The following is a 24449-nucleotide window of genomic DNA, read 5'->3' as shown; positions in this document are numbered from 1 at the left end:
TCGTCGACGACTGATGGCCGCCATTTTTTATAGCCTAACGTGAGTCAGCTGCCTGATGTTATGCCAACAGGCGCTTTTCTTATGCGAAGGTGCTGCTTCGGCAGCACCCCTTTGATGCGCTATCATCGCATTTTTCGCTCGTTCCTGTCCCGATGGCGCACCAAGCTGGGGCAGGAGGGAGCGCCGAGTTGACCCGAGCTGGCGTCGGCGTGATTCTGTCTCCGCCGACGTTTTTGTTGCCCGGCATTTCCGTCACGCTGACGATCGCCGTAGTTCGATCGTCGATGCCGACCAACGCCTGCGGGGGTCGGTTTGTCACTAGTCTGCGAGGACACCCATGAAAGTACTCGTCGCGGTCAAACGCGTCATCGATTACAACGTCAAGATCCGGGTCAAGCCGGATCACTCCGACGTGGATCTGACCAACGTCAAGATGGCCATGAACCCCTTCTGTGAAATTGCGGTGGAAGAGGCCGTTCGTCTCAAGGAGAAGGGCGTCGCCACGGAGATCGTCGCCGTCTCGGTCGGCCCCAAGGCCGCCCAGGAACAGCTGCGCACGGCGCTAGCGCTGGGTGCGGACCGCGCCATTCACGTCGAGACCGACGAACGCGTCGAGTCGCTGGCGGTCGCCAAGCTGCTCAAGGCCGTGGTCGATGAAGAGAAGCCCGACCTGGTCATTCTCGGCAAGCAGGCGATCGATACCGACAACAACCAGACCGGCCAGATGCTGGCGGCGCTGAGCGGTATGGGCCAGGGCACCTTCGCCTCGGAGGTCGCCTTCGGCGATGGCGTCGAGGACGGCTACGTGCGCGTCACCCGCGAGATCGATGGCGGTCTGCAGAGCGTCGCGCTCAAGCTGCCTGCGGTGGTGACCACCGACCTGCGCCTGAACGAACCGCGCTACGCCAAGCTGCCGGACATCATGAAAGCCAAGAAGAAGCCGCTGGACAGCCGGACGCCGGAAGCACTCGGCGTAACCGTCTCCAGCGGGCTTGAGCTGCTCAAGGTCGAGACGCCGGCCGAGCGCAAGGGCGGGGTCAAGGTAGGCTCCGTGGACGAGCTGATCGACAAACTCAAGAACGAAGCCAAAGTGCTGTGAAAGGAGCTGATCGCATGAGTATTCTGGTTCTGGCCGAACACCATGAGGGGCGTCTCTCCGCCGGCACGGCTCATGTCGTCGGCGCCGCCCGAGCCATTGGTGGCGATATCGACATCCTGGTCGCCGGCGAGAATGTGGCGGCCATTGCCGAAGCGGCCGCCAAACTCGATGGCGTTTCCCGCGTGCGGGTAGCCGATAACGCGGCGTACGCGCATCAGCTGGCCGAGCCGCTGGCGGATCTGCTGGTCCAGCTGGCCGGCGACTACAGCCACGTGCTCGCCGCGGCATCGACCGATGGCAAGAACGTGCTGCCGCGGGTCGCGGCACTCAAGGACGTCTCCCAGATCTCCGAGATCCTGAGCGTCGAGAGCGCCGATACCTTCAAGCGTCCGATCTATGCCGGCAACGCCATCGCCACGGTGCAGTCCAGCGATCCGCTCAAGGTGATCACCGTGCGCACGACGGCGTTCGACCCGGTGAGCGAAGGCGGGGCCGCGACCATCGAGCCCGTGGATGCCGTCGTCTCCAACGCGCTGTCGCGCTTCATCGGCGAAGAGCTCGCGCAAAACGAGCGCCCGGAGCTGGGTGGCGCCCGCGTTGTCATTTCCGGTGGCCGTGGCATGGGCAACGGCGACAACTTCAAGCTGCTCGAAGGCATTGCCGACAAGCTCGGCGCCGCCATCGGTGCCTCCCGCGCCGCGGTTGACGCTGGCTTCGTGCCCAACGACATGCAGGTCGGGCAGACCGGCAAGATCGTCGCTCCCGAGCTTTATATTGCCGTCGGTATCAGCGGCGCGATCCAGCACCTGGCGGGCATGAAGGACTCCAAGGTGATCGTGGCGATCAACAAGGACGACGAAGCGCCGATCTTCCAGGTGGCCGATTACGGCCTCGTCGGGGACCTGTTCGAGATTCTGCCCGAGCTGGAGCAGAAGCTGTAGACGACTCGCCTACGCGATTCCCGATCCAGAAAGCCGGTACCTGCGGGTGCCGGTTTTTTTGTGCCTCGCCGTTCAGCGGATGTCGCGGGCTGTCACTGGCGCGCCAAGTTATACGGATTGATAATTGTTCTTGTTTGTATTAGCGTATCGCGTCGAATTCAGCTTCGTTACACCGCTGGTTAGCGGTGCTTGTCACCAGCTTGTTGTCACGGCTCATACGCAAGGAGATAGCGTGGTGCATGATTCCCCGCGGAAACGAGGAAGGGCACGCCTGTTGGCGTCCTTTCTCGCCGCCATGAGCCTGGGCGTTGCCAGCACGGCGCCGGCCCAGGACTCGCTCAGCCAGGCCAGCATCCAGGCCCAGCAGACCCAGGCCGAACTTCAAAGCCGTATCGACAATGCCGACGACGCCACGCGGGAAGCGCTGCAGCGCCTGCGCCAGGCCAGTCAGCAGGCCGACCGGCTCGAGAGCTACAACGCCGAGCTGGCACCGATCGTCGACAACCAGGCCAAGCGCATCGCTTCCGAGCAGCAGGCGTTGACGCAGATCTCCGTGACCCGCGAGGCACTGCCGGGGGAGATGCGCGAGATGGTCGAGCAACTGCGCGCGATGGTCGAAGCGGACATGCCGTTCCTGCGTGACGAGCGTCTGGCCCGCGTCGATGATCTGGAGCAGATGCTGTCCCGCGATGATGCCTCGCAGGCCGACAAGCTGCAGCGAATCTTTTCCGCCTGGCGTACCGAGCTCGCCTACGGGCGGGAAATGGACCAATGGAGCGGCCCGCTCGAGGGGGCGCAATCCGACGCCGCGAGTCAGGGTAGCCTGCTCGCGCGGGAAGTCGACTATCTACGGGTCGGAAGAACGGGCTGGTACTACGTCACGCCGAACGATCAGGCCGGTGGCGTCTGGAGCGTTGCCAACGGCGAGTGGGAAGCATTGGACGGCGATCAGATCGACGAGGTCCGTCGCGGCATTCGCATCGCGCAGGATCAGAGCGCGCCGGCCTTGTTGCATCTGCCGGCGTCGCTGGTCGTCGAAGACGGGCAGTCAGCGGCGGAGGGGCAGTCATGAGACGGACAGTCATGAAGCGCCATGCGTGGTGGTCAGCGCTCTCTTTCGTGGCGATGACGCTATTGCCCGTCGCCGCCAGTGCTCAGTCCGGCGACGCGTCGGGTGGCGGGGCGCCATCGATACAACAGGTGCTCGAGACGTTCCGGGCCGACAGCCAGGCCGCGGAACAGCGCGATACCCAGCGGCTGGAGACGCTGCTGGATGATCGTGAGGCATTGCAGCAGGCACTTGCCGATGCCGAGCAGCGGCTGCAGGTCGCCCAGGACAAGCGCGACCAGTTGGAATCGCGCCAGGCGGAACAGCAGCAGCAACTGGCGGCGCTACAGCGGCAGCGCACGGAAGACGCCGGTGATATTGGCGATATCTCCGGAATCGTCAAGCAGCAGGCCAGCGAGCTTCGGGATGCGCTGGGCGAGAGCTGGCTGACCGTCGGCGGTGATGCACGGTTGCCTCCGCGGCTCGACGATCGCGGGCTGATCGACCTGCAGACGCTGGACCGGGTGCGCCAGGATCTGGCGGGCCTGATCGCGGAAAGCGGCCGAGGCGTGCGGTTCCAGGCGCCGGTTGCCGGGTCGGACGGCGATGTCGCCCAGCGCCCCGTGATCCGTCTGGGAGATACCGTCGCCTTCAGCAACGGCGATCTGCTGCAGCGAATCGGCGACGACGGCCGTCTTTCCGTCGTGACGGCAATCCCGGGTGATGCTCGCCAGGCCCTGCAGGCTTTCCAGCAGGGCGAGGGCAACCAGATCGTGGTCGATCCCACCGACGGCGACGTGCTGGACGCGCTCGCCCAGCAGCCGAGCCTGTGGGAGCGGTTCCAGCAGGGCGGCTACGTCGGTTACGTGATCGTTGCGCTGGGGATCATCGGGCTGCTGGTGGCGCTAGTGCAGTATGTCTACCTGCTTCGGGTCAGCGCACGCATGCGTCGGCAGATGCGGGCGCCGGAGTCTCTCAGCGACGACAACCCGCTGGGGCGCGTACTCCAGCGCTTCGCCGCGCTGGGCCGTGATCACGCGCCGGAAGCGCTGGAAGCTCGACTCGACGAGGCGCTGCTGGCGGAGCAGCCGCGCCTGGAGCGGGGCCAGCCGGTCGTCAAGCTGATCGCCGCCGTCGCGCCCTTGCTGGGGCTGCTGGGTACGGTGACCGGGATGATCGTCACCTTCCAGTCGATCACCGTGTTCGGCACCGGCGATCCGCAACTGATGGCCGGCGGCATCAGCCAGGCGCTGGTGACCACCGTGCTGGGCCTGATCACCGCGGTGCCGCTGCTGTTCGTCAATACCGCCTTGAGCAGCCGCAGCCGACGATTGATCGGCCTGCTGGAAGGACGTGCCAGTGCGGTGCTCGCCGAACATCTTGAGGCCGAGACGGCCGCTGTCGCCCACGCCGAGGAGCGCCGTCATGGTGCCCACGCTTGAGCCGATCCGCTGGCTGATCGGCGCTGGCGGTGAGGTGCTGGTGGTGATCATGCTGGTGGCGATGGCGCTGTTCGCGATGTCGCTGGAACGGCTGTTCTACTGGCAGTTCACCCATCGACGTGCGCGGCGAGTGCTGATCGAAGCTTGGATCCAGCGTCGCGATCACTCGAGCTGGAGCGCGCTCACCCTGCGCGAAGTGTGGACGAGCGAACTGATCGCCCGGTTACGCCTGCCGTTGCCGTGGCTCAAGCTGCTGATCGCGGTCTGCCCGCTGCTCGGTCTGCTGGGGACGGTGACGGGCATGATCCAGGTGTTCGACAGTCTTTCTCTCACCGAAAGCAACCAGGCCCGCGCCATGGCCGACGGCGTCGCCCAGGCCACGCTGCCCACGCTGTGCGGCATGGCCGTTGCCGTGGTCGGCCTGCTTTTCGTCACTCGTCTGGAACAGATCATTCGGCGCGAGGACCAGCGGTTGCATGACCGCATGGCCCGCGCCGTGGAGGACTCTCATGCGTAGGCGCCGCTTGCGGGAAGCCAGTGACGATTCGACCGGCATCGACCTGACGCCGATGCTGGATGTCGTTTTCATCATGCTGATCTTCTTCATCGTCACCACCAGCTTCATCAAGGAGAGTGGCGTCGAAATCCAGCGGCCCGAGTCGAGCGAGGCCACGGCGCGCCAGGATACCCAGGTGCTCGTCGCCATCACCGGCGAAGGCGCGGTCTGGGTCGACGGCGAGGCGGTGGATGCCCATCGCGTCGGTGCCCGTGTCGCGCAGCTGGTTTCCGGCGATGGCAGCGTCGTGGTGCAGGCCGACAAGAACTCGACGACGGGCTTGCTGATCGAGGTCATGGATCGCATTCACCAGGCGGGCGTCGATAACGTCGCCGTGGCCGCCAACCGGGATGCCGGCTGATGCGTAGAGTGGCAGGCCTGGTCGGCGGCGCGCTGCTGGCGCTGCTGCTGTTCTATCTGTTGGCGCTGCTGGTGGCTCCGCCGGAACCGGATCGCACCCAGATCGTGACGCCGACGGCGATCTCGATGGTCGACGCGCCGGAGCAGGAGCAGGCGCAACCGACGCCGACGTCGCCGGCGTTACCGACGCCGCCGAGTGTGCCACCGCCGCCCCCTGCGGCGGCGCCCGTACCAGCGGCGGAGACGCCGAGCCCGGTGGAGATTCCGGAACCGCAGACGCCGCCCATGGAGGCACCGGACGTGACGCTGGATGAATCGCTGCCCGAGCTGAGCGAGGCGCAGCCGGAGCCGCGTCCTGAACCGCAACCCGAGGCTCAGCCGGAACCGCAGCCAACGCAGGAAACCGTGGCGGAAGCAGCGCCGCAGCCGGAATCCGAGCCTGGCCCGACGCAGTCGGAACCCGCACCGCAGCAACCGCCGCGAGGAACGCAGGCATCGCCGCGCGATGTCGGCCAGTTGCAGCCTACCAGCCGGGTCAATCCGTCCTATCCGATGCGTGCGCGCCGGCGTGGCCTGGAAGGTTACGTGGAGGTGAGTTTCATCATTCAGCCTGATGGACGCGTCGATACCGACAGTTTGCGGGTAATCGACGCCGATCCCGCCAACGTGTTCGACCGTGCCGTCGAGGAGGCGGTATCACAGTGGCGATTCCCGCCGGCCGATGACGTGCGGCGGGCCACGCAGCGTATCCAGTTCCAGTTGGAGGGCTGATCGTGAGTTCAATGACGGTTCGTCGCCTGAGCAAGCGCTGTCTGTCGCTGGTGCTGGTGGGCCTGATCGGTTGCGGCGGTATCTCGCTGGCCCGGGCCGAGGGTCCGGCGCTGCGCGCGGACATGATCCAGGCGCTGCAGTCGATGCAGTCGCAGCTCGAGTCCGGCGACGACGCGGCGGTGGCTTCGCGCGCTGCCGACTCGGCTTCGCGCCTCGAAGGCGGCAATGCGGCCGACCGCTGGGCGCGCGCCCTGTTCCTGCAACTGGCGGCATCGGCCAACGCCCGCCAGGGCCACGATCTCCAGGCCGCGGAGCAACTGGCCGAGGCGCGGCGCATCGACGATGTTCCCGACGCGCGCCGTCTCTCGTGGCTGCTTCAGGAGGCACGGCTGCGCTTGAGCGGCGGCCAGACACGACAGGGCGCGGATCTGCTCACCCGATGGGTCGAACGCAGCGGCGGAGACGACGCTTCGCGCTGGTTGCTGGTTCAGGCGCGGGCGTCGCTCGAAGAGTGGTCGGCCGCGGCCAACTCGCTCGATCGGCTGAGAGCGTCCGGCACCGAGGGCTGGAGCCAGTCGCAACGGCAATTGGCAAGTACGGTCTACCAGCAGGCGGGACGCTTCGACGACGCCCTGACGCTGCTGGGCGACGATGCGAGCTCGCCGGGCGTCTGGCGCCGGGCCGCGGGACTTGCCCAGCAAGCCGGTGATGACGGTCGTGCCGCTGCGATTTGGGAAAGCGGCTGGCGCCGAGGTGTGCTGACATCGGACGACGATCTGGTGCAGCTGGCCAGGCTGCATATCGCCGGGGGGACGCCGGCGCGTGCCGCCGAGCATCTGGAGGATTGGCTGGATAGCGGTCGGCTGGATTCCGGCGGCGCCAACCTGCGCCTGATCGCCCAGGCCTGGACGGCCGCTCGTGATCATGGCCGTGCGCTGTCGGCCTGGAAGACGCTGGCCGAAAAGAGCGGCCGGGCAGAGGATTGGCAGCAGTTGGCCGAGCTCGCTTACGGCTGGGGCGAGTGGCAGACGACAAGGGACGCGCTTTCCCGTCTGCGGGAGGCCGGCGGCGAGATTTCCGGGCGGGACTGGTTGTTGCAGGGCATCGCCTCGCTGCAGCTCGGCGATCGGGAGGCGGCCCGCAATGCCTTCCAGCAGGCCAGGACAGCGGGTGTCGAGCAGGCGCAGCAGTGGCTGGATTCGCTGGGATCGGCGTAGCGGTGGTTGGCTCACGCGCTGGTCGGTTTTGGCAAGGTGGCGAGACAGGGTGACAGATTGTCGTTTGACCAGTTCTCCACTGACCATCGCCAGTGGTCCTTGTCAGCGTTCTTGTTTGTTGGTCAATAAAGCCGGGGCACTGGAATTTGCCGCCGTCTGTGGCGTCAAAAAGGGGAGCGCGAGGGGCTTGCCCCTCGCATTGACGAGCAAAAGGAAAGTTGGTGCTCGGTCAGTGGTAAGTTCGTCCTGCTTGAATTTGTCGCCATAGTGAATTTGTCGCCATAGGAAACGAAACTCACGCCAGCTCGAACTCGCTCCACACCGGGGCGTGGTCGGAAGGCCGTTCCATGGCGCGCAGGTCGTAGTCGATACCCGAGCGACGTGTGGCGCGAGCCAGCGGCTCGGTGACCAGGATGTAATCGATGCGCAGGCCGCGCTTGGGCTCGCGATCGAAACCCTTGGAGCGATAGTCGAACCAGCTGAAGTAGTCGCTACTGTCCGGGTGGCAAAGCCGATAACTGTCCTCGAGCCCCCACGCTTTTAGGCGCTCCAGCCATTCGCGCTCCTCGGGCTGGAAGCTGGTCTTGCCTTCGCGCAGCCAGCGCTTGCGATTGTCTTCGCCGATGCCGATATCGATATCCGCCGGCGAAATGTTGAAGTCGCCCATGATCGCGATGCGCTCCGAAGGCTGGTGCTGCGTTTCGAGAAGCGCGTTGAGGCCGGCGTAGAACGCCCGCTTGTTGGGGTACTTGGTAGGGTGAGCGATGTTCTCGCCCTGGGGGAAGTAACCGTTCCACACCGTCAGCGGTTTACCATCGTCCATGTCGAGCGTCACCCCGATAAGGCGGCGCTGCGCCTCCTCGCCATCGTCGGGCAATCCATAATGAACGGATACCGGTGCCGCCCGGGTCAGCATCGCGACACCGTAGTGGCCTTTCTGACCATGGAAGTGAACGTGATAGCCCAAGGCTTCCACTGCGTCACGGGGAAATTCGCTGTCCTGGACCTTGGTCTCCTGCAGGCCGATGACGTCCGGCGCATGGCTCTCGATCAGTGCCTCGAGCTGGTGCAGACGAGCGCGGATACCGTTGATATTGAAAGAGACGAGTCGCATCAATCGGAGCCCTCATCCTTCGAGGCGTCGCCATTGGTGCTGGCGGAATGCAGCGGCAGCGGTGGAGCGCTCTGACGCTGGCGCTTGCGTTCGGCCTGCAGTTTTCGCTGCTGGGTCTTCTTGTCGACGTAACGACGCGATGGGGCGACTTCATCGGGATTGTCATGGCGCCAGCGGCGATAGTCCTTGCGCTTGCCGGTACGGATCGTCACCTTGTCGGCCAGCGACCGGGTCTTTTTTCTGCGAGTCATGCGCGCAACCTGTCAGTATTCAGCGGGAAATCCGGCGATATGGCGATATAGGCATCAGCATGGGGAAACTCTCGACCATGAGGGCGGTGTTCCCGAGCCAACAATAGCCCGCATTCTAACAGGGGAAGGGGGTTGTGCCATCGGCTTGCCGATCACGGCTCGCGACGTTGGACCACTGGGCTCGCGACGTTAGCGGGCCGGAACTGGTACAATACGTTCGGCTCGCGCCGGGCATGGCCCCGGCGAAGTCGATCATCGTCGCGTCGAGGGTTCGTCCTTGATGGCGTGAATGCCGGCCCGCCGTGCCTTGGTTGTGGCGCCGCCGAGCAGAACGCCAGCCGTCGCGAGTCAAACCGTCAATCGATTTCGGACATTCGTCATAACTATGAGTGAGTCTGACAACACCCAGGCCCCGGCACAGAACCGCAGACCCAAGCGGCGTCGGCGCAAGCCACGTAAATCGCAGTCGCGGAACGCTTCCAGCTGGTCGCTGAAACAGTTTCAGGTCGAGCCCGTTGCCGGACGCTGGCGGTTTCATGATTTCGACCTGCCGACATCATTGATGCGCGCGATCCAGGCAGAAGGTTTCGAATACTGCACGCCGATCCAGGCCGAAGCGCTGAAGCATACGCTGCTCGGTGGCGACGTGGTCGGCAAGGCGCAGACCGGCACCGGCAAGACCGCAGCTTTCCTGATTTCGATGCTGGCCTATTTCCTGGAAGAGGAAGCGCCGGATGGCCAGAAGCCGGGAACGCCGCGGGCGCTGATCATCGCGCCGACCCGCGAACTGGCGCTGCAGATCGAGAAGGACGCCAAGGCGCTGGCCCGTTTCACGTCTCTGCATGTGGCCAGCGTCGTCGGCGGCATGGACTACCAGAAGCAGCGGGATCAGTTGAGCAAGAACCTGGACATTCTGGTGGCCACGCCGGGGCGTCTGCTCGATTTCCAGCAGAAGCGCGACATCGATCTCTCCCAGGTCGAGGTACTGGTGCTGGACGAGGCCGACCGTATGCTGTCGATGGGCTTCATTCCGGACGTCAAGCGCATCATCCGCTATACGCCCAAGCGCGAGGAACGCCAGACCTTCCTGTTCTCGGCGACCTTCACGCCGGATATCCTCAACCTCTCCGAGCAGTGGACCCAGAATCCGGCCCACGTCGAGATCGAGGTGACCACCGACAACGCGGCCAATATCGACCAGCGGGTCTATCTGGTCAGCGACAGCGAGAAGCGCAAGCTGCTGTTCAACCTGGTCAGCCAGGAAGCGATGGAGCGGGTGATCGTGTTCGGCAACCGTCGCGATCTGGTGCGTGAACTGGATCAGATGCTGCGCGATCAGGGCGTCAATGCGGCAATGCTCTCGGGCGACGTGCCGCAGAGCCAGCGGATCAAGACGCTGGAGCGTTTCCGGGAAGGCGAAGTGACCGTGCTGGTGGCGACCGATGTCGCCGGTCGTGGCATCCACATCGAAGATGTCAGCCACGTCATCAACTTCACGCTGCCGGAAGATCCCGAGGATTACGTCCATCGTATCGGGCGGACCGGCCGCGCCGGTGCCAAGGGCGTGTCGATCAGTTTCGTCGGCGAAGAGGATGCCTTCTCGCTGCCGGAGATCGAGAACTACATCAACGGCAAGCTGCCCTGCGAGCATCCGCCCGAGTCCATGATGTCGTGAGCCGATGCTGTCCTGAGCGGCTGACATCGACAACGGTTCGGCTCTCTCGATCGTCCACCGTCGGTGGGCGATCTGTTTCTGACCTTCCTTCCCCGGAATGCGCATGCTCGACGAACCCCTCAAGCAAGAGATCCAGGAGGCTTACCGGCATGTACTCGAAGGGCTGGAGCTCACGCCGCGCTATGGCCAGCGCCTGATGATCGCGGAGATCGCGCGCACTTTGGCGTCGATCGAGCAGGACGAGCAGGGGCGGCGGACCTCCGACGAACACGTCTGCGTGCTGGAAGCGGGCACTGGCACCGGCAAGACGCTCGCCTACCTGCTGGCGGCGCTGCCGGTGGCCAAGGCGCGGGGCAAGCGACTGGTGGTCGCCACCGCGACGGTGGCGCTGCAGGAGCAGGTGCTGAATCAGGACCTGCCGATGCTCAAGGCGCACAGCGGGCTCGATTTCGAATACGCGCTGGCCAAGGGCCGGGGACGTTACCTGTGCGTGGCCAAGCTCGATCAGGCGCTGGAAGGCGCCGAGCCCAACCCGACGCTGTCGCTGTTCGAGCAGACCATCGCCACGGACGCCGGCGGTGACTTCCCGCAGTTGATCCAGGAGATGGCCGATACCTATGCCTCGGGTAACTGGGAAGGGGATCGGGACAGCTGGCCGGTCGCCATCGACGATCGCGACTGGCGACGGCTGACCGTGGATCATCGTCAGTGCACCAATCGGCGCTGCGGCCATTTCGGCGCCTGTGCCTATTTCCGCTCGCGCCGGCATCTCGAGCAGGCCGACATCATCGTCGCCAATCACGATCTGGTGCTGGCGGACCTCGCGCTGGGCGGAGGCATGGTGCTTCCGTCGCCCAAGGACTGTATCTACGTCTTCGACGAGGGGCATCACCTGCCGGACAAGGCGCTGGATCATTTCTATCATCGCTTCGGAATCAACGGCACGTTGCGCTGGCTGCGGACGTTGAAGAAGTCGCTGACGGAGTTGAACACCGCGCTCGGCGCCCAGCCGACACTCGGCCGCTTGCTGGCGACTTTTCCCGAACGCATCGCGGCGCTGGAGCCAAGGCTCGGCGACGCCTACGCCATGGGACATCAGATTGCCGGACTCGGCTCCGGGGCGGGCGAGGAGACGCAGCATTTCCGCTTCCCCAATGGCCGGGCGCCGGAGCCGCTGGTCGATCTGGCCCAGCAGCTGGTCATTCCGTTCGCCGAGCTATCGCGCGATCTGGAAACGATGAGCGATATCCTTCGCGAGAGTCTCGACCCGGACAAATCCACCGGTCTCCCGCGGGAGCAGGCGGAACCGTGGCTGCCGCTGACGGCGCTGCTCCACGGCCGCGCGCTGGAAGCGCATGCGCTGTGGTCGGCCATGGCCAAGCCGGATCCGGCGGGGCAGGCACCGCAAGCGCGGTGGTTGACGTTCCAGAACTTCGGTGGCGAGCCGGAGCTGACCTTTTCGGCCAGCCCGGTATCGGCGGCGGAGACGCTGGCCCGACATCTCTGGGGAACCTGCTACGGGGCGGTGGTGACCTCGGCGACGCTGACGGCGCTCAATCGTTTCGAGCGGCTGCAGGAGCGGGCCGGCCTGGCCAACCGCTATCGCTATCAGCGCCTGCCGAGCCCTTTCGACTATTCCCGAGCCATCCTCAGTGTGCCGCGGGAAGCGGTGGAGCCCGGCGACGCCAAGGCGCACGACCGTTCCATCGTCGAGTTCATCGAAGGGTTGGAAGACGACGAAGCCGTGCTGGTGCTGTTCTCCTCCCGCAAGCAACTGCGCAGTGTGGCCGATGCGTTGCCGGAACCCTGGGCGTCGCGCCTGCTGTCACAGGATCGGCTGCCCAAGCGCGAACTGCTGGAGCGCCATCGCGCTGCGGTCGACGCCGACAGCGGCAGCTTGATCTTCGGGCTGGCGAGTTTCGCCGAGGGGATCGATCTTCCCGGTCGCTACCTGACCCACGTGGTGATTACCCGGCTGCCGTTTTCGGTGCCGGACGATCCGGTCGGCGCCACGCTCGCCGAGTGGATCGAGAGCCAGGGCGGCAACCCGTTCATGCGGATATCGGTGCCGGACGCGTCGATCAAGCTGGTGCAGGCGTGCGGGCGGCTGATCCGCAAGGAGAACGACAGCGGCCGCATCTCGCTGCTGGACCGGCGTGTGCTGACCCGGCGGTACGGCAAGGCGCTGCTGGACGCGCTGCCGCCGTTTCGGCGCCAGATCGAAGGGGTGGAAGCGGGCGAGCCGGCCAGGAACTGACGCGGGCCGCGTTGCCGCTGCCGCCAACGAAAACGCCCGGTGCCGTGAATTGCGGCACCGGGCGTTCTGCTTGAACGGTCGTCGTCCCGGGATCAGTCGTCGGAACGCTGACGCGACTGGAGCACGGGCTTCAATTGCTCGGCCATCTGGACAAGCGTGCGCTCGGTAGTCGGCCAGTCGATGCAGGCATCGGTGATCGAGACGCCGTATTCGAGCTGACTGCGGTCTTCGGGAATCTTCTGGCTGCCCCAGCCGATGTTCGATTCGATCATCAGGCCGATGATCGAGCGGTTGCCGTCGAGGATCTGGTGCGTCACGTTCTCCATGACCAGCGGCTGCAGCGCCGGGTCCTTGTTGGAGTTGGCGTGGGAGCAGTCGACCATCAGGTTGGCTTTCAGCCCCGCCTTGTGCAGTTCCTGCTCGGCCAGGGTGACGCTGACACTGTCGTAGTTGGGCTTGCCGTTGCCACCCCGCAGGACGACGTGGCCGTAGGCGTTGCCCCGAGTCCGGATCACCGCGACCTGGCCCGCCTGATCGATGCCCAGGAAATTGTGCGGGCTGGCGACCGACTGCAATGCATTGACCGCCACGTCCAGGCTGCCGTCGGTGCCGTTCTTGAAGCCGACCGGGCCGGAAAGACCGGAAGCCATTTCACGGTGGGTCTGGGATTCGGTGGTACGAGCCCCTACCGCGGACCAGCTGATGCAGTCCTGCAGATATTGCGGCGAAATCGGATCGAGCGCCTCGGTGGCCAGCGGCAGGCCGATTTCCGCCAGATCCACCAGCAGCCGGCGAGCGATATGCAAGCCTTCCTCGATCTCGAACGAGTCGTTCAGGTGCGGATCGTTGATCAGACCCTTCCAGCCGACCGTGGTACGCGGCTTCTCGAAGTAGACACGCATCACGATATACAGACTGTCGCTGACGGCATTGGCGAGCTTGCGAAGGCGCCTGGCGTAGTCGCGTGCGGCTTCCGGATCGTGAATCGAGCACGGGCCGATGACCACGAGCAGGCGAGGATCCTCGCGATCGAGAATGCGCTGGATGGTCTGGCGTCCTTCGATGACCGTGCGCTCGGCGGATTCCGAAAGCGGAATGTTCTGTTTCAACGCTTCCGGGGTAATCAGGACATCCTGGGAAAGAACGTTGAGATTGTTGACCTGCTGTTCCGACATGCTGGGGCCCGTTGACTCTGATAGTGACTGCGCGTGGAGCGCGTACTATGGGGGCTGCAAGGTACAAAAATCAACTTTCCGGCCCGGTTGTGCCCTGCATGTCGGGGGATTCGGCGCCGAGGCGCGACTTGATGAGGCGGGCTAAAACAGGAACACTGGCCGGCTTCGCGTGCTAATCCATCGTTTCTGTTATAACTTGCACGCCTGTCATTGAATCGTGAGCTCAAAGGGCTCCAGGTGGGATCATGAGCGTATTATCTCCTAGTCACCACACTCGTCATCGCTGTGTCATTTCCCTGCTCCAGGTCCTGCAGCTTCCGGTGCCCAGTCGTACGGGGAGGCGTTGAATGGGTGTCCGAGAGACCGATCAGCAACTCGTCGAACGCGCCCAGAAAGGGGACACCCGAGCTTTTGATCTTTTGGTCAAGAAGTATCAGCACAAGATTCTCGGTCTGATCAGCCGCTATGTTCAGGACCATTCCGAAGTTCAGGACGTTGCCCAGGAAGCCTTCATCAAGGCGTATCGTGCCCTGGGCAGCTTTCGTGCCGAAAGCGCCTTCTATACCTGGATGTATCGCATCGCCATCAACACGGCGAAGAACTACCTGGTATCGCGGGGGCGGCGTCCTCCCGGTAGCGATCTGGATATCAGCGATGCCGAGATCGTCGACCAGAGCGGGCGTCTGTCGGATATCGAATCGCCGGAGGCGGCGATCGCCCGCGATCAACTGGAAGCGGCCGTGTTCGAAGCGATCGAACAGCTGCCGGACGATCTGCGCACCGCGATCACGCTGCGTGAATTCGACGGGCTTTCCTATGAAGATATCGCCACGATCATGGAGTGCCCGGTGGGAACCGTCCGATCGCGTATCTTCCGGGCGCGCGAGGCAGTCGACAAGCATATCGAACCGTTGCTGGAGCACGGTGGGCGAGACGCGATCAACGACGCTTGAGCGATGCAGGACCATCGGATCCGGGCGCTGACGGCGGATCGAATCGAGAAAGATGAATCGAAAATGAACTGTCATCGATTTCTGTCGTCATAGTGGGGCAGGTAATAGCCAAGCCGTCGTCGGCTGGAGACAATCCGGCGACGACGGGCCGGTGACGCAGGTAGCGGGCAAGGGCATTGCGGCCTTCGAGGATCGCAATGGCATGCCCCCAGATGTCGCCCTGAGTGTCGCCGTCATTCAACACGTGGCAAGCCGCAAGGCGAGTGTGAGGGTGTGACTATGAAGCAGGTACACGAATCGTTCTCCGCATTGATGGATAACGAGGCCGATGAATTCGATCTGAGGCGAGCGCTCAAGACGCTGGGCACGTCGCCGCAGGAATCCGATACCTGGCGTCGATATCACCTGGCCCGCAGCATGATGCGGCGCGAGCGGGATGCGATCGTCGATATCGATATCTCCGGCGACGTGATGGCGGCGCTGGCGGACGAACCCCGGCCCGTCGCGGAACCGGCCAGCGAGCCGGTCAGGCGCCACTCGTTTTCCATGATGGGCGGCGCTGCCGTGGCGGCGGCGGTATCGCTCATGGTGATTACCGGCGTTCAGGTCTACAACGGCCGCTTCGGTGGCGACACCACCACGTCCTCGGATGTGGCGGCCGCCACAGGTACTTCTGCGGTCAATGAAAGTGCCCGTGCCTCGCTGGCTTCCGGACGCGTTGCCGACGACCAGAGCGGGGCGATGCAGGCTTCCATGCAGGCGCCGGTCTCCAGCGGGCTGCCCTATTCGCTGGGCAGCGGCAGCTTTGGCGGCGGAAGTCTCGGCGCTGGCAATAACAGCGGCCTGATGACGGTCGGCGAGCAGGTGATGCAGCCGATGTTCCTGTCGCCGAGCACGCGCCAGTCCCCCAACGTCGATATGGAGCAGGCGCAGACGCTGCAATCGTATCTGGAGCGTCACTCCGTCGGGGCTGCCTACAGCACTGGCGACAACTGGATGCCATTGCTGCGCACGCCGGGCGCGTTGTCCGCTCAGGTCGACGGTGTCGGAGCCACGGAAGCGCGTTGATGTTTCGGTTTTCTCCCCGGGCCTCCCTGGCTGCGATACTTCCTCTGCTTGCGGTTTCCGGTACCGCTCAGGCTCAAGCGTCCGCCGACGAGCGGGCGGTGCCGGAGACTTTCGATTGTCGCGATCTGGCCGCGGCGAGCGATAGCGATATCTCCCCCGAGGCGCTGTTTCAACGCAGTCTCTGGGCCAGCCACTGCTATAACTTCAGTGCACGGGCCGTGCGTATCAGTTTCGATGGCGTCAGGACCCTGGCGCTGACGCATAGCGTGCAGCAGGGGGTGGAGACCGAGGCCGCGAGATTTCTGGATGGCCCGCCCGTCGCTGTGGAAAAGCGGGGTAGCGTGAGCCAGGATGCCGCGGGGCAGGGAATGCTGGATTTCACCGCCGGTCTCGCGCCTGGCGCCTTGACCCGGCAGATCGCCGGACATTACGACCTCCAGCCGATGGAAATCGAGCGAATTGCCGGACGCGCGGCATGGCGTCTCGACATCGAGCCGCAGGACGAGCTCCGCTACGGTTACCGTCTCTGGCTGGATCGCGAGACATCGCTGCCGCTCAAGCGTGAAATGATCGGTATCGATGGTCAGATTCTCGAAACCTTTCAGATAACCGATCTGCGTGCCCCCACGCTTTATCCTGATACGCTCCGTCTCGGCCCTGGCCAGTCAGCGGCGAATTCTCCGTGGCACGCGCAGTGGCTGCCTGCCGGATTTACCTCCCAACCGATCCCGCCTGATAGCCCTGATCAGAGCGCACGGATAGAGCACCAGCTCTACAGCGACGGTTTGACCAGCATCAGCTTGTTCGTCGAACCCATTACCGGTAACCGGCGTTCCTTGTTGCCCGGCATGCATCGACTGGGTATCTCCTATGCAGCGGTTCGTCATGTGAATCATGAGGGCCGGCCCATGCAGATACTGGTATTGGGCGAGGCACCGGCCGAGGTTCTGGCACGTATCGCTGCGCGAGTGACCTGGCACGAAGGCGATGTCGGACCGTCCGCCGATGTCTCTGGGTCTCGGGACGAGCCTGAAGCGAGTGCTCCCGCCGCCGGTTCCTAGGGACTGTTGACGTTTCATGCACGGCCGCGCCGGAGCCAGTTTTTGTGCGGGGCAAGGCGTGAGGAGCGTAGTTTGGTCATTCCAAATGAACGACGAATAACGCAGCACCGTGCAAAAACTGGCCCGGCCCTTCGGGTTGCGCGGCAAATGGCGCTATGCGGCGTTGCGGGATTGGAAAAGGGAACCACCCTTCTCTGCATCCCGCGCCTGGCCTGGCGCCATTTGGCGCAGCAACGCGGTTCGCGCTGAAACGTCAACAGCCCCTAGTCTCTCGCCTTTTCTCTTTGGTCAGTTCTTCAGCCAGTTTTGCAGTCAGTCGGTGACGGGGGCTTTTCGCTCTTCAGCGCAAAGAAACTTTACATCCCGTTGAACTCTTGGCGTATTTTCGCATCAATGAAAGTGGTCGCCGTGCCTTGACCGGGCGCGGCGACGATTCGATGGCGTGAGGTTCGTTATCGCCGATTTATCCCTTATGAACATCGATCTATCTACGTGCGACTCGCCAGAGTCTTCATCGAATGTTAGGAGTATTTAATGGAACGCATGACAAGATGGTTTGCTCCCTGGCTATTGATGGCCGTCACGTTGCTATCTTTCCAGACGGCGCAGGCCCGCGATTTGCCGGACTTCACCGGATTGGTCAAGCAGGCCGCTCCCGGCGTGGTCAACATCGCCACCACCAGTAGCGTCAGTGCGCCCAATGGGCCCTATGGTCAGCAAGACGTCCCCGAGATATTCCGCCGGTTCTTCGGTGATCAGATGCCACCGATGCCTGGCGCGCCGCAGGGCGAGGAAGAGCGCAAGTCACTGGGCTCCGGGTTCGTCATCCGCAAGGATGGTTACATCCTGACCAACGCCCATGTGGTCAAGGATGCCGACGAGATCATGGTGCGTCTCAACGATCGGCGGGAGCTGCCGGCCAAGCTGGTGGGCGCCGATGCGCGAACCGACGTCGCCTTGCTCAAGGTCGATGCCGACGATCTTCCCACGCTCAAGATCGGCGACTCCGATGACCTCGAAGCCGGCGAATGGGTCGCCGCCATCGGTTCTCCGTTCGGTTTCGATCATTCGGTAACGGCCGGCATCGTCAGCGCGATCAACCGCACACTGCCGAGCGAGACCTACGTACCCTTCATCCAGACCGATGTGGCGATCAACCCGGGTAACTCCGGTGGCCCCTTGTTCAACCTCGACGGTGAAGTCGTGGGAATCAATTCGCAGATCTACACGCGTAGCGGTGGTTTCATGGGGCTGTCGTTCGCCGTGCCGATCAGCGTTGCCATGAACGTTGCCGATCAGCTGCGCACCGAAGGTCATGTGAGCCGCGGCTGGCTGGGCGTGGTGATTCAGCCGGTGTCCAAGGATCTTGCCGAATCGTTCGGGCTCGATGGCACCGAGGGAGCACTGGTTTCCGATGTCAGCGATGACAGCCCGGCACAGAAGGCGGGTCTGAAGGCCGGTGATGTCATTCTGAGCGCCGATGGGGCCGATATCGATGACTCCACGACCCTGCCGCGTCTGATTGGCCAGGTGGCGCCGGGAGATGAAGTCACTCTGCAGGTCATGCGCGACGGTGACCAGCGCAAGATCGAAGTGACCGTGGGTGATTGGCCGGAGCAGATGGCGGACGATGGCTCGCCGTCCAGCGGATCTACCAATGACCAGAGCAAGCTGGGAATCGCGATCAGCGATATCAGCGATCAGGAGAAGCAACAGCTGGACATCGACAATGGCGCCCTGGTGCGTCGCGTCGACCCGCGTGGCGCGGCGGCGGCGGCGGGCATTCAGCCTGGTGACGTCATCGTCAGTTTCGATCAGAAAGCGGTCGACAGCGCCGATCAATTGATCGATGCGGTCAAGCAGGCCGACGGCGATCGTGCCATTCCGGTGCGTATCGTCCGGGATGGAACTTCGCTGTTCGTAGCGTTGCGCTTGAAGGCCGGCGACTGAGTCGCGCCGGACGACGACAGGTCCGGGCCAAGCCCGTCACACAGCCTCGCTTTGCGAGGCTGTGTGCGTTCCGGTTGTCGCTGTCTTTGCCACGGCCATGTCGGTACAATGCGCCAAATTCGTAATCAACCGCGCGACTGGAAAACAACGGTATCTCAGTGGCGGCGCGGGCGAATCGCTGCGTCGTGCGCTGCTCGGCTACTGACCGGACCCCGCGTCATGGCCGGCGTTTCCCGCACCGCGTGTCGCGCGTTTCATCCCGCTCGACGAATCAGTTGGTGTTTTCCTGGCTATGGCACATCGTGCGGACCGCGCGCGTACAAATTACCGGTAAGGTTTCAATGGCAGACGCTGCAAGCAACGAGCAACTGAAGTTCATCCGCAACTTCTCGATCATCGCCCATATCGATCACGGCAAGTCCACGCTGGCAGACCGAATCATCCAGTTCTGCGGTGGCCTGACGGATCGTGAACTCAAGGAGCAGGTGCTCGATTCGATGGATCTCGAGCGCGAGCGCGGTATCACCATCAAGGCGCAGTCGGTCACGCTCGACTATCAGGCGCAGGACGGTCATACCTATCAGCTCAATTTCATCGACACGCCGGGGCACGTCGATTTCTCCTACGAGGTGTCGCGCTCGCTCTACGCCTGCGAGGGGGCCTTGCTCGTGGTCGATGCCGCTCAGGGTGTCGAGGCGCAGTCGGTTGCCAACTGCTACACCGCCATCGAGCAGGATCTGGAAGTGCTTCCGGTCCTCAACAAGATGGATCTGCCGCAGGCGGATCCGGAGAAGGTGGCGCACGAGATCGAGGAGATCATCGGTCTCGATGCCCATGACGCGGTACGGGTGTCGGCCAAGAGCGGTCTCAACATCGATCTCCTGCTGGAGCGTCTGGTACGCGATATTCCGCCGCCCAAAGGCGATCGCGAGGGCAATCTTCAGGCCCTGATCATCGATTCGTGGTTCGATAACTATCAAGGCGTCGTGTCGCTGGTGCGGCTGTTCGACGGCACCTTGAAGAAGGGCGACAAGATCCAGATGAAGTCGACCGGTCGCGACTGGGAAGTGACCGACATCGGCTATTTCACGCCCAAGCAGAACTCCACCGGCATCCTCCGGGCCGGCGAAGTCGGCTTCGTCATCGCCGGCATCAAGGACATCCATGGTGCGCCGGTCGGGGATACCATCACCCATACCAAGACTAAGGACGTACCGCGGCTGCCGGGCTTCCAGAAAGTGAAGCCGCAGGTCTACGCCGGAATGTTCCCGGTCAGCTCCGATGATTACGAAGATTTCCGCGATGCGCTCGAGAAGCTGGCGCTCAACGATGCTTCGCTCGATTACGTGCCGGAAAACTCCGATGCGCTCGGGTTCGGCTTTCGCGTCGGCTTCCTCGGCACGCTGCACATGGAGATCGTCCAGGAGCGCCTGGAGCGCGAATACGATATCGACCTGCTGACCACGGCGCCGACGGTCAACTACGAGCTGCTGATGGACAACGGCGAGTTGCTGACCATCTCCAACCCGTCGAAGCTGCCCGACATGGCCAACGTGGCCGAGATGCGCGAGCCGATCGTGCGGGCCAGCATCCTGGTGCCGCAGGAGTATGTGGGCAACGTCATCTCCGAGTGCGTCAATCGTCGTGGCGTGCAGTTGAACATGCAGGTGCTGGGCAGCCAGATGCAGCTCGTCTACGAGTTGCCGATGGCCGAGGTCGTCATGGACTTCTTCGATCGGCTCAAGTCGATCTCCAAGGGCTATGCCTCCCTCGACTACAGCTTCGAGCGGTTCGAGGCCGCCAAACTGGTTCGCCTGGACATTCTCATCAATGGTGATCGCGTCGATGCACTGGCGTTGATCATTCATCGCGACCACGCCCATTCCCGGGGTCGAATCCTGGTCGACAAGATGAAAGAGCTGATCCCCCGTCAGATGTTCGACGTGGCGGTTCAGGCCGCGATCGGCGGCCATGTCGTGGCCCGTTCGACGGTCAAGGCACTGCGCAAGAACGTGACGGCCAAGTGCTATGGCGGCGACACGACGCGCAAGAAGAAACTGCTGGAGAAGCAGAAAGCCGGCAAGAAACGCATGAAGCAGGTGGGCCGTGTCGAAATCCCCCAGGATGCGTTCCTTGCCGTTCTCAAAGTGAACGAGTAGGAAAAACACCTCATGGATTTTTCGTTGTTACTGGTGCTGGCTGTCGCCATCACGGGGCTCGTCTGGTTGCTCGACAGCCTGTTCTGGCGACGCTCGCGTCACCAGCGCCAGCAGGCCGCCGCAGAGACACTGGGCGGCGGAAAGTCGGTCGACTACAAGGACCCCTGGCCGGTCGACTACGCCCGCTCCTTTTTCCCTGTGTTGCTGGTCGTCCTGGTGCTGCGCAGCTTCGTGATCGAGCCGTTCCAGATCCCTTCGGGCTCGATGCGGCCGACACTCGAGGTCGGCGATTTCATCCTGGTCAACAAGTTCAGCTACGGTCTCCGTCTGCCGGTCGTCAACACCGAAATCGTGGATATCGGTGAGCCGGAGCGCGGCGATGTCATGGTCTTCCGCTTCCCGCAGGATCCGTCGGTCAATTTCATCAAGCGCGTCATTGGCCTGCCGGGGGATCACATTCGCTACGAAAACAAGCAGCTCTACGTCAATGGCAAGCCGGTGCCCAAGTCGATGACCGATCCCGACCCGGCAGAAGCACCGGGCGAAGAACTGTTCGAGGAGCACCTCGGTGACGTCGAGCACAGTATCTTCAACAACCCCCAGAGTCCCGGGCCCCAGATGCGGGAGATCGTCGTTCCCGATCACGAGTATTTCATGATGGGCGACAACCGCGACCACTCCAACGACAGCCGTTACTGGGGTTTCGTCCCGGAAAAGAACATCGTCGGCAAGGCGTTTGCGGTCTGGATGCACTGGGATGGTGGATTGCCTAGCTTCAGCACGGTACGCCAGATAAACTGATTCTTATATAGCTGGTGAATTCAAGCGTGTCGGCCGCCGGCTCTGGCTGCGGAACCATGACGGTCCCGTTCTTTAAGCAGCGGCAAGACACGCAACTCGCAAAGCGGGCGACGGGCTATCCCGCGCCCGCTTTGCTTCAAAGACAACGATTCTTTGTTTCAAAGATAACGACTCAATGGGAATGACGTGAGTGATCCTCTGCAAGGCTTCAGCCGCCGAATTGGCCACGACTTTCGTGATCCGGCGCTGCTGGAACTGGCGCTGACGCACCGCAGCGTCGGCGGCGCCAATAATGAACGGCTCGAGTTTCTGGGCGACTCGATCGTCAATTTCGTGATCGGCGAGGCGCTGTTCAAGCGCTTTCCGGCCGCGCGGGAAGGGCAGTTGTCCCGCCTGCGAGCCGGGCTGGTCAAGGGGCAGACGCTGGCCGTGGTGGCGCGGGAATTCGACCTGGGCGAGTGTCTCAGACTGGGGTCCGGCGAGATGAAGAGCGGCGGTCATCGGCGCGATTCGATCCTGGCCGATGCGCTGGAAGGGGTGATCGGGGCGATCTATCTCGATGCCGGCATGGACGTGGCGCGCAGTCGCGTACTGGCCTGGTTCGGGACCCGTCTGGAAGCGATCGACCTGCACAATACGCAGAAGGATCCCAAGACGCGCCTGCAGGAGTTTCTGCAGTCACGTCAGCAGGCACTGCCGCGCTATGAAGTGATCTCGGTGGAAGGCGAGGCTCATGCCCAGACCTTCAGCGTCGAGTGTCACGTGGCCATGCTGGGCGAGTCACCGACGCTGGGAGAGGGGACGAGCCGACGTTTTGCCGAACAGCAGGCCGCTGAGCTTGCGTTGTCCAAACTCGAACCATCAAAGGGCAAGCGCCAATGACACAGAGCTGTGGTTTCGTCGCTATCGTCGGGCGTCCCAACGTGGGTAAATCGACCCTGATGAACCGCATCCTGGGGCAGAAGATTTCCATCACCTCGCGGCGTCCGCAAACGACACGCCACCAGGTGATGGGCATCAAGACGGTAGATGAAGCGCAATTCATCTACGTCGATACGCCCGGTATCCATCTGCAGACCCGCGATCGCAACAAGGCGATCAATCGCTTCATGAACCAGGCTGCGTCACAGGCGCTGCGCGATGTCGATTGCGTCGTGTTTCTGGTCGACCGCACGCGCTGGACGGAAGAGGATCAGGTCGTTCTCGACAAGCTCACCCACGTCGAGGCGCCGGTGATTCTGGCGGTCAACAAGGTCGACTGGCTCGAGGACAAGACGACGTTGCTGCCGTGGCTGGAGTCGCTTTCCGCCAGGCGTGAATTCGCCGCGATCCTGCCGATCTCCGCCAAGCACGGAACCAACGTGCCGGAACTCGAAGGCGAAGTCGGCAAGCGCCTGCCCGAAGGCGTGCACTACTTCCCGGACGATCAGATCACCGACAAGAGCCAGCGCTTCCTGGCTGCCGAGCTGGTCCGCGAAAAGGTCATGCGCCAGTTGGGCGACGAGCTTCCCTACCAGATGACCGTCGAGATCGAGGAGTTTCGCGACGAAGGCAAGGTCATCCATATCAGCGCATTGATGCTGGTCGAGCGCCAGGGCCAGAAGAAAATCCTGATCGGCGACAAGGGAGAGCGGATCAAGAAGATCGGCATCGAGGCGCGCCAGGAGATGGAGCGAGCCTTCGACAGCAAGGTCATGCTCAACCTGTGGGTCAAGGTCAAACGCGGCTGGTCAGACGACGATCGAGCGCTCAAGAGCCTGGGCTACGACCTCGATTGAGCGGCATGCAACCTCAGCCGGCCTATCTGCTGCACAAGCGGGCTTATCGGGAAACCAGCGCGCTGGTCGATGTCATTACGCTGGAACATGGTCACGTGCGGGCGGTGGCACAGGGCGTGCAGCGCGCGGGGAGCAAGTCCCGGGCCAAGCTGCAGCCGTTCGCGCCCCTGCACCTGACCTGGGTCGGGGATGGCGATCTCAAGCGCCTGCGCATGATGGAAACCACGCAGAGCGCAGTGCTGCTGGCCGGCGAGGGGCTGCTTTGCGGGCTGTATGCCAACGAGCTGCTGACGCGAGCGCTGCCGGTGGGGCTGCCCGCGGCGGACGTGTTCGCCATCTATGCCTGGGCGATCGAGCGGCTGACGCGGCCGGCCGAGCGCGCGACCAGCCTCAGGCGTCTCGAGATCACGCTGCTGGAAACACTGGACGCCGAGCCGGTATTTCTCGACCTCGAGGATCGGCCGCTCGATCCCGCCACGCATTATACCTACCTGCCCGATAATCGCCGATTCATGCCGATCGCGGCCCAGCAGCCCGGCTGGGATGGTCGCAGCCTCAAGCTGCTGGCGCGGGGTGACTGGGACGTGCCGGGGCTGGCGGGCTTGAGCAAGGCACTGACCCGTGCCGCCCTGGCGCCGCTGATCGGCAACCAGCCACTGCGTTCCCGGGAGCTGATGCAGCGCCTCAATCAGCGCCGCCGTCAGGGCAGTGATACCTGATACGGCGGCGCCGAATTCGCAACCCCGCCGCGACGACGTTTTCACCACGGCTTA

The 24449-nt window shown here is 63.5% G+C and carries 23 protein-coding genes; 19 read left to right on the top strand and 4 right to left on the bottom strand.

What is annotated here, in order from left to right; genetic code table 11:
* Positions 1 to 337: 337 nt before the first annotated feature.
* The 8 genes from BC443_RS16940 (at position 338) to BC443_RS16905 (ending at position 7434) form a co-directional block, all read left to right on the top strand.
* On the top strand, positions 338 to 1099 hold the full coding sequence (locus BC443_RS16940; RefSeq protein ID WP_071233041.1) for an electron transfer flavoprotein subunit beta/FixA family protein: 762 nt from the start codon (positions 338 to 340) through the stop codon (positions 1097 to 1099).
* A 14-nt stretch (positions 1100 to 1113) separates the two neighbouring features.
* Complete coding sequence (locus tag BC443_RS16935) at positions 1114 to 2040, top strand: FAD-binding protein (protein ID WP_071233039.1); 927 nt, start codon at positions 1114 to 1116, stop codon at positions 2038 to 2040.
* 274 nt (positions 2041 to 2314) lie between these two features.
* Positions 2315 to 3112 (top strand): DUF3450 domain-containing protein, encoded by a 798-nt coding sequence (locus BC443_RS16930; protein ID WP_247643320.1) that lies wholly within the window; start codon positions 2315 to 2317, stop codon positions 3110 to 3112.
* Positions 3109 to 4530 carry a MotA/TolQ/ExbB proton channel family protein gene (locus BC443_RS16925; RefSeq protein ID WP_247643319.1) on the top strand — a complete coding sequence of 474 codons (1422 nt, stop codon included), beginning with the start codon at positions 3109 to 3111 and terminating at the stop codon, positions 4528 to 4530. The genes BC443_RS16930 and BC443_RS16925 overlap by 4 nt, the downstream gene beginning before the upstream one ends.
* Positions 4514 to 5047: a MotA/TolQ/ExbB proton channel family protein gene (locus BC443_RS16920; protein WP_139284363.1), complete on the top strand. Its 534-nt coding sequence runs from the start codon at positions 4514 to 4516 to the stop codon at positions 5045 to 5047. The genes BC443_RS16925 and BC443_RS16920 overlap by 17 nt, the downstream gene beginning before the upstream one ends.
* The gene (locus tag BC443_RS16915; protein ID WP_071233036.1) at positions 5040 to 5447 is read left to right on the top strand and encodes a biopolymer transporter ExbD; all 408 of its coding nucleotides are present in this window, start codon (positions 5040 to 5042) and stop codon (positions 5445 to 5447) included. The genes BC443_RS16920 and BC443_RS16915 overlap by 8 nt, the downstream gene beginning before the upstream one ends.
* Positions 5447 to 6217 (top strand): energy transducer TonB, encoded by a 771-nt coding sequence (locus BC443_RS16910; protein WP_071233035.1) that lies wholly within the window; start codon positions 5447 to 5449, stop codon positions 6215 to 6217. Before BC443_RS16915 ends, BC443_RS16910 begins: the two co-directional genes overlap by 1 nt.
* An 11-nt stretch (positions 6218 to 6228) precedes the next feature.
* Positions 6229 to 7434, top strand: a complete 1206-nt coding sequence (locus BC443_RS16905) for a hypothetical protein (protein ID WP_071233034.1) — start codon at positions 6229 to 6231, stop codon at positions 7432 to 7434.
* A gap of 295 nt (positions 7435 to 7729) precedes the next feature.
* Here the strand turns inward: BC443_RS16905 and xthA are convergent, their stop codons facing one another.
* Together xthA and BC443_RS16895 are read right to left on the bottom strand one after the other, a co-directional pair.
* Positions 7730 to 8548, bottom strand: coding sequence for an exodeoxyribonuclease III (xthA, locus tag BC443_RS16900; RefSeq protein ID WP_071233033.1), 819 nt, complete (start codon positions 8546 to 8548; stop codon positions 7730 to 7732).
* Positions 8548 to 8799 carry a hypothetical protein gene (locus tag BC443_RS16895; protein ID WP_071233032.1) on the bottom strand — a complete coding sequence of 84 codons (252 nt, stop codon included), beginning with the start codon at positions 8797 to 8799 and terminating at the stop codon, positions 8548 to 8550. Before BC443_RS16895 ends, xthA begins: the two co-directional genes overlap by 1 nt.
* A gap of 385 nt (positions 8800 to 9184) precedes the next feature.
* On the opposite strand from BC443_RS16895, the gene rhlB reads away from it, so the two are divergent.
* Both rhlB and dinG read left to right on the top strand, forming a co-directional pair.
* Positions 9185 to 10474, top strand: a complete 1290-nt coding sequence (rhlB, locus tag BC443_RS16890; protein WP_071233031.1) for an ATP-dependent RNA helicase RhlB — start codon at positions 9185 to 9187, stop codon at positions 10472 to 10474.
* A gap of 103 nt (positions 10475 to 10577) precedes the next feature.
* Positions 10578 to 12731, top strand: a complete 2154-nt coding sequence (gene dinG / locus BC443_RS16885) for an ATP-dependent DNA helicase DinG (RefSeq protein ID WP_071233029.1) — start codon at positions 10578 to 10580, stop codon at positions 12729 to 12731.
* Positions 12732 to 12823: 92 nt separating this feature from the next.
* Here dinG and BC443_RS16880 read toward each other — a convergent pair whose 3' ends face one another.
* Positions 12824 to 13906, bottom strand: a complete 1083-nt coding sequence (locus BC443_RS16880) for a 3-deoxy-7-phosphoheptulonate synthase (RefSeq protein WP_071233028.1) — start codon at positions 13904 to 13906, stop codon at positions 12824 to 12826.
* Between the two features lie 347 nt (positions 13907 to 14253).
* Here BC443_RS16880 and rpoE point away from each other — a divergent pair, with 347 nt between their 5' ends.
* On the top strand, positions 14254 to 14859 hold the full coding sequence (gene rpoE, locus BC443_RS16875; RefSeq protein ID WP_071233026.1) for an RNA polymerase sigma factor RpoE: 606 nt from the start codon (positions 14254 to 14256) through the stop codon (positions 14857 to 14859).
* Here rpoE and BC443_RS18725 read toward each other — a convergent pair.
* Positions 14846 to 15103, bottom strand: a complete 258-nt coding sequence (locus tag BC443_RS18725) for a hypothetical protein (protein WP_139284362.1) — start codon at positions 15101 to 15103, stop codon at positions 14846 to 14848. The genes rpoE and BC443_RS18725 overlap by 14 nt on opposite strands.
* A gap of 35 nt (positions 15104 to 15138) precedes the next feature.
* Between BC443_RS18725 and BC443_RS16870 the strand changes: the two genes are divergently transcribed.
* The 8 genes from BC443_RS16870 to recO all read left to right on the top strand — a co-directional run bounded on the left by BC443_RS16870 (position 15139) and on the right by recO (position 24395).
* A complete protein-coding gene (locus BC443_RS16870) occupies positions 15139 to 15927 on the top strand; it encodes a sigma-E factor negative regulatory protein (protein WP_083387491.1) in 789 nt (262 codons plus the stop codon).
* A complete protein-coding gene (locus BC443_RS16865) occupies positions 15927 to 16988 on the top strand; it encodes a MucB/RseB C-terminal domain-containing protein (RefSeq protein ID WP_071233024.1) in 1062 nt (353 codons plus the stop codon). The genes BC443_RS16870 and BC443_RS16865 overlap by 1 nt, the downstream gene beginning before the upstream one ends.
* Before the next feature lie 534 nt (positions 16989 to 17522).
* A complete protein-coding gene (locus BC443_RS16860) occupies positions 17523 to 18938 on the top strand; it encodes a DegQ family serine endoprotease (RefSeq protein WP_071233023.1) in 1416 nt (471 codons plus the stop codon).
* A 341-nt stretch (positions 18939 to 19279) separates the two neighbouring features.
* Positions 19280 to 21097 (top strand): translation elongation factor 4, encoded by a 1818-nt coding sequence (gene lepA, locus BC443_RS16855; RefSeq protein WP_071233021.1) that lies wholly within the window; start codon positions 19280 to 19282, stop codon positions 21095 to 21097.
* Positions 21098 to 21109: 12 nt separating this feature from the next.
* Positions 21110 to 21898 carry a signal peptidase I gene (gene lepB, locus BC443_RS16850; protein ID WP_071233016.1) on the top strand — a complete coding sequence of 263 codons (789 nt, stop codon included), beginning with the start codon at positions 21110 to 21112 and terminating at the stop codon, positions 21896 to 21898.
* Between the two features lie 186 nt (positions 21899 to 22084).
* Positions 22085 to 22780 carry a ribonuclease III gene (rnc, locus tag BC443_RS16845; protein WP_071233014.1) on the top strand — a complete coding sequence of 232 codons (696 nt, stop codon included), beginning with the start codon at positions 22085 to 22087 and terminating at the stop codon, positions 22778 to 22780.
* The gene (era, locus tag BC443_RS16840; RefSeq protein ID WP_071233012.1) at positions 22777 to 23676 is read left to right on the top strand and encodes a GTPase Era; all 900 of its coding nucleotides are present in this window, start codon (positions 22777 to 22779) and stop codon (positions 23674 to 23676) included. Before rnc ends, era begins: the two co-directional genes overlap by 4 nt.
* Before the next feature lie 5 nt (positions 23677 to 23681).
* A complete protein-coding gene (gene recO / locus BC443_RS16835) occupies positions 23682 to 24395 on the top strand; it encodes a DNA repair protein RecO (protein ID WP_071233010.1) in 714 nt (237 codons plus the stop codon).
* Positions 24396 to 24449 lie beyond the last annotated feature (54 nt).

This window comes from Salinicola sp. MIT1003 (assembly GCF_001858555.1).
In the GTDB taxonomy this organism is placed as follows: domain Bacteria; phylum Pseudomonadota; class Gammaproteobacteria; order Pseudomonadales; family Halomonadaceae; genus Salinicola; species Salinicola salarius.
Note: the sequence above shows the minus strand (reverse complement) of the source record. Positions and strands in the feature narration are given on the sequence as shown.

Excerpts from the sequence above, each read along its gene's own strand:
- BC443_RS16940 (WP_071233041.1), top strand. The coding sequence starts at position 338 with ATGAAAGTACTCGTCGCGGTCAAACGCGTCATCGATTACAACGTCAAG.
- BC443_RS16935 (WP_071233039.1), top strand. The coding sequence starts at position 1,114 with ATGAGTATTCTGGTTCTGGCCGAACACCATGAGGGGCGTCTCTCCGCC.
- BC443_RS16925 (WP_247643319.1), top strand. The coding sequence starts at position 3,109 with ATGAGACGGACAGTCATGAAGCGCCATGCGTGGTGGTCAGCGCTCTCT.
- BC443_RS16920 (WP_139284363.1), top strand. The coding sequence starts at position 4,514 with ATGGTGCCCACGCTTGAGCCGATCCGCTGGCTGATCGGCGCTGGCGGT.
- BC443_RS16915 (WP_071233036.1), top strand. The coding sequence starts at position 5,040 with ATGCGTAGGCGCCGCTTGCGGGAAGCCAGTGACGATTCGACCGGCATC.
- BC443_RS16910 (WP_071233035.1), top strand. The coding sequence starts at position 5,447 with ATGCGTAGAGTGGCAGGCCTGGTCGGCGGCGCGCTGCTGGCGCTGCTG.
- BC443_RS16905 (WP_071233034.1), top strand. The coding sequence starts at position 6,229 with ATGACGGTTCGTCGCCTGAGCAAGCGCTGTCTGTCGCTGGTGCTGGTG.
- xthA (WP_071233033.1), bottom strand. The coding sequence starts at position 8,548 with ATGCGACTCGTCTCTTTCAATATCAACGGTATCCGCGCTCGTCTGCAC.
- BC443_RS16895 (WP_071233032.1), bottom strand. The coding sequence starts at position 8,799 with ATGACTCGCAGAAAAAAGACCCGGTCGCTGGCCGACAAGGTGACGATC.
- rhlB (WP_071233031.1), top strand. The coding sequence starts at position 9,185 with ATGAGTGAGTCTGACAACACCCAGGCCCCGGCACAGAACCGCAGACCC.
- dinG (WP_071233029.1), top strand. The coding sequence starts at position 10,578 with ATGCTCGACGAACCCCTCAAGCAAGAGATCCAGGAGGCTTACCGGCAT.
- BC443_RS16880 (WP_071233028.1), bottom strand. The coding sequence starts at position 13,906 with ATGTCGGAACAGCAGGTCAACAATCTCAACGTTCTTTCCCAGGATGTC.
- rpoE (WP_071233026.1), top strand. The coding sequence starts at position 14,254 with ATGGGTGTCCGAGAGACCGATCAGCAACTCGTCGAACGCGCCCAGAAA.
- BC443_RS16870 (WP_083387491.1), top strand. The coding sequence starts at position 15,139 with ATGAAGCAGGTACACGAATCGTTCTCCGCATTGATGGATAACGAGGCC.
- BC443_RS16865 (WP_071233024.1), top strand. The coding sequence starts at position 15,927 with ATGTTTCGGTTTTCTCCCCGGGCCTCCCTGGCTGCGATACTTCCTCTG.
- BC443_RS16860 (WP_071233023.1), top strand. The coding sequence starts at position 17,523 with ATGGAACGCATGACAAGATGGTTTGCTCCCTGGCTATTGATGGCCGTC.
- lepA (WP_071233021.1), top strand. The coding sequence starts at position 19,280 with ATGGCAGACGCTGCAAGCAACGAGCAACTGAAGTTCATCCGCAACTTC.
- lepB (WP_071233016.1), top strand. The coding sequence starts at position 21,110 with ATGGATTTTTCGTTGTTACTGGTGCTGGCTGTCGCCATCACGGGGCTC.
- era (WP_071233012.1), top strand. The coding sequence starts at position 22,777 with ATGACACAGAGCTGTGGTTTCGTCGCTATCGTCGGGCGTCCCAACGTG.
- recO (WP_071233010.1), top strand. The coding sequence starts at position 23,682 with ATGCAACCTCAGCCGGCCTATCTGCTGCACAAGCGGGCTTATCGGGAA.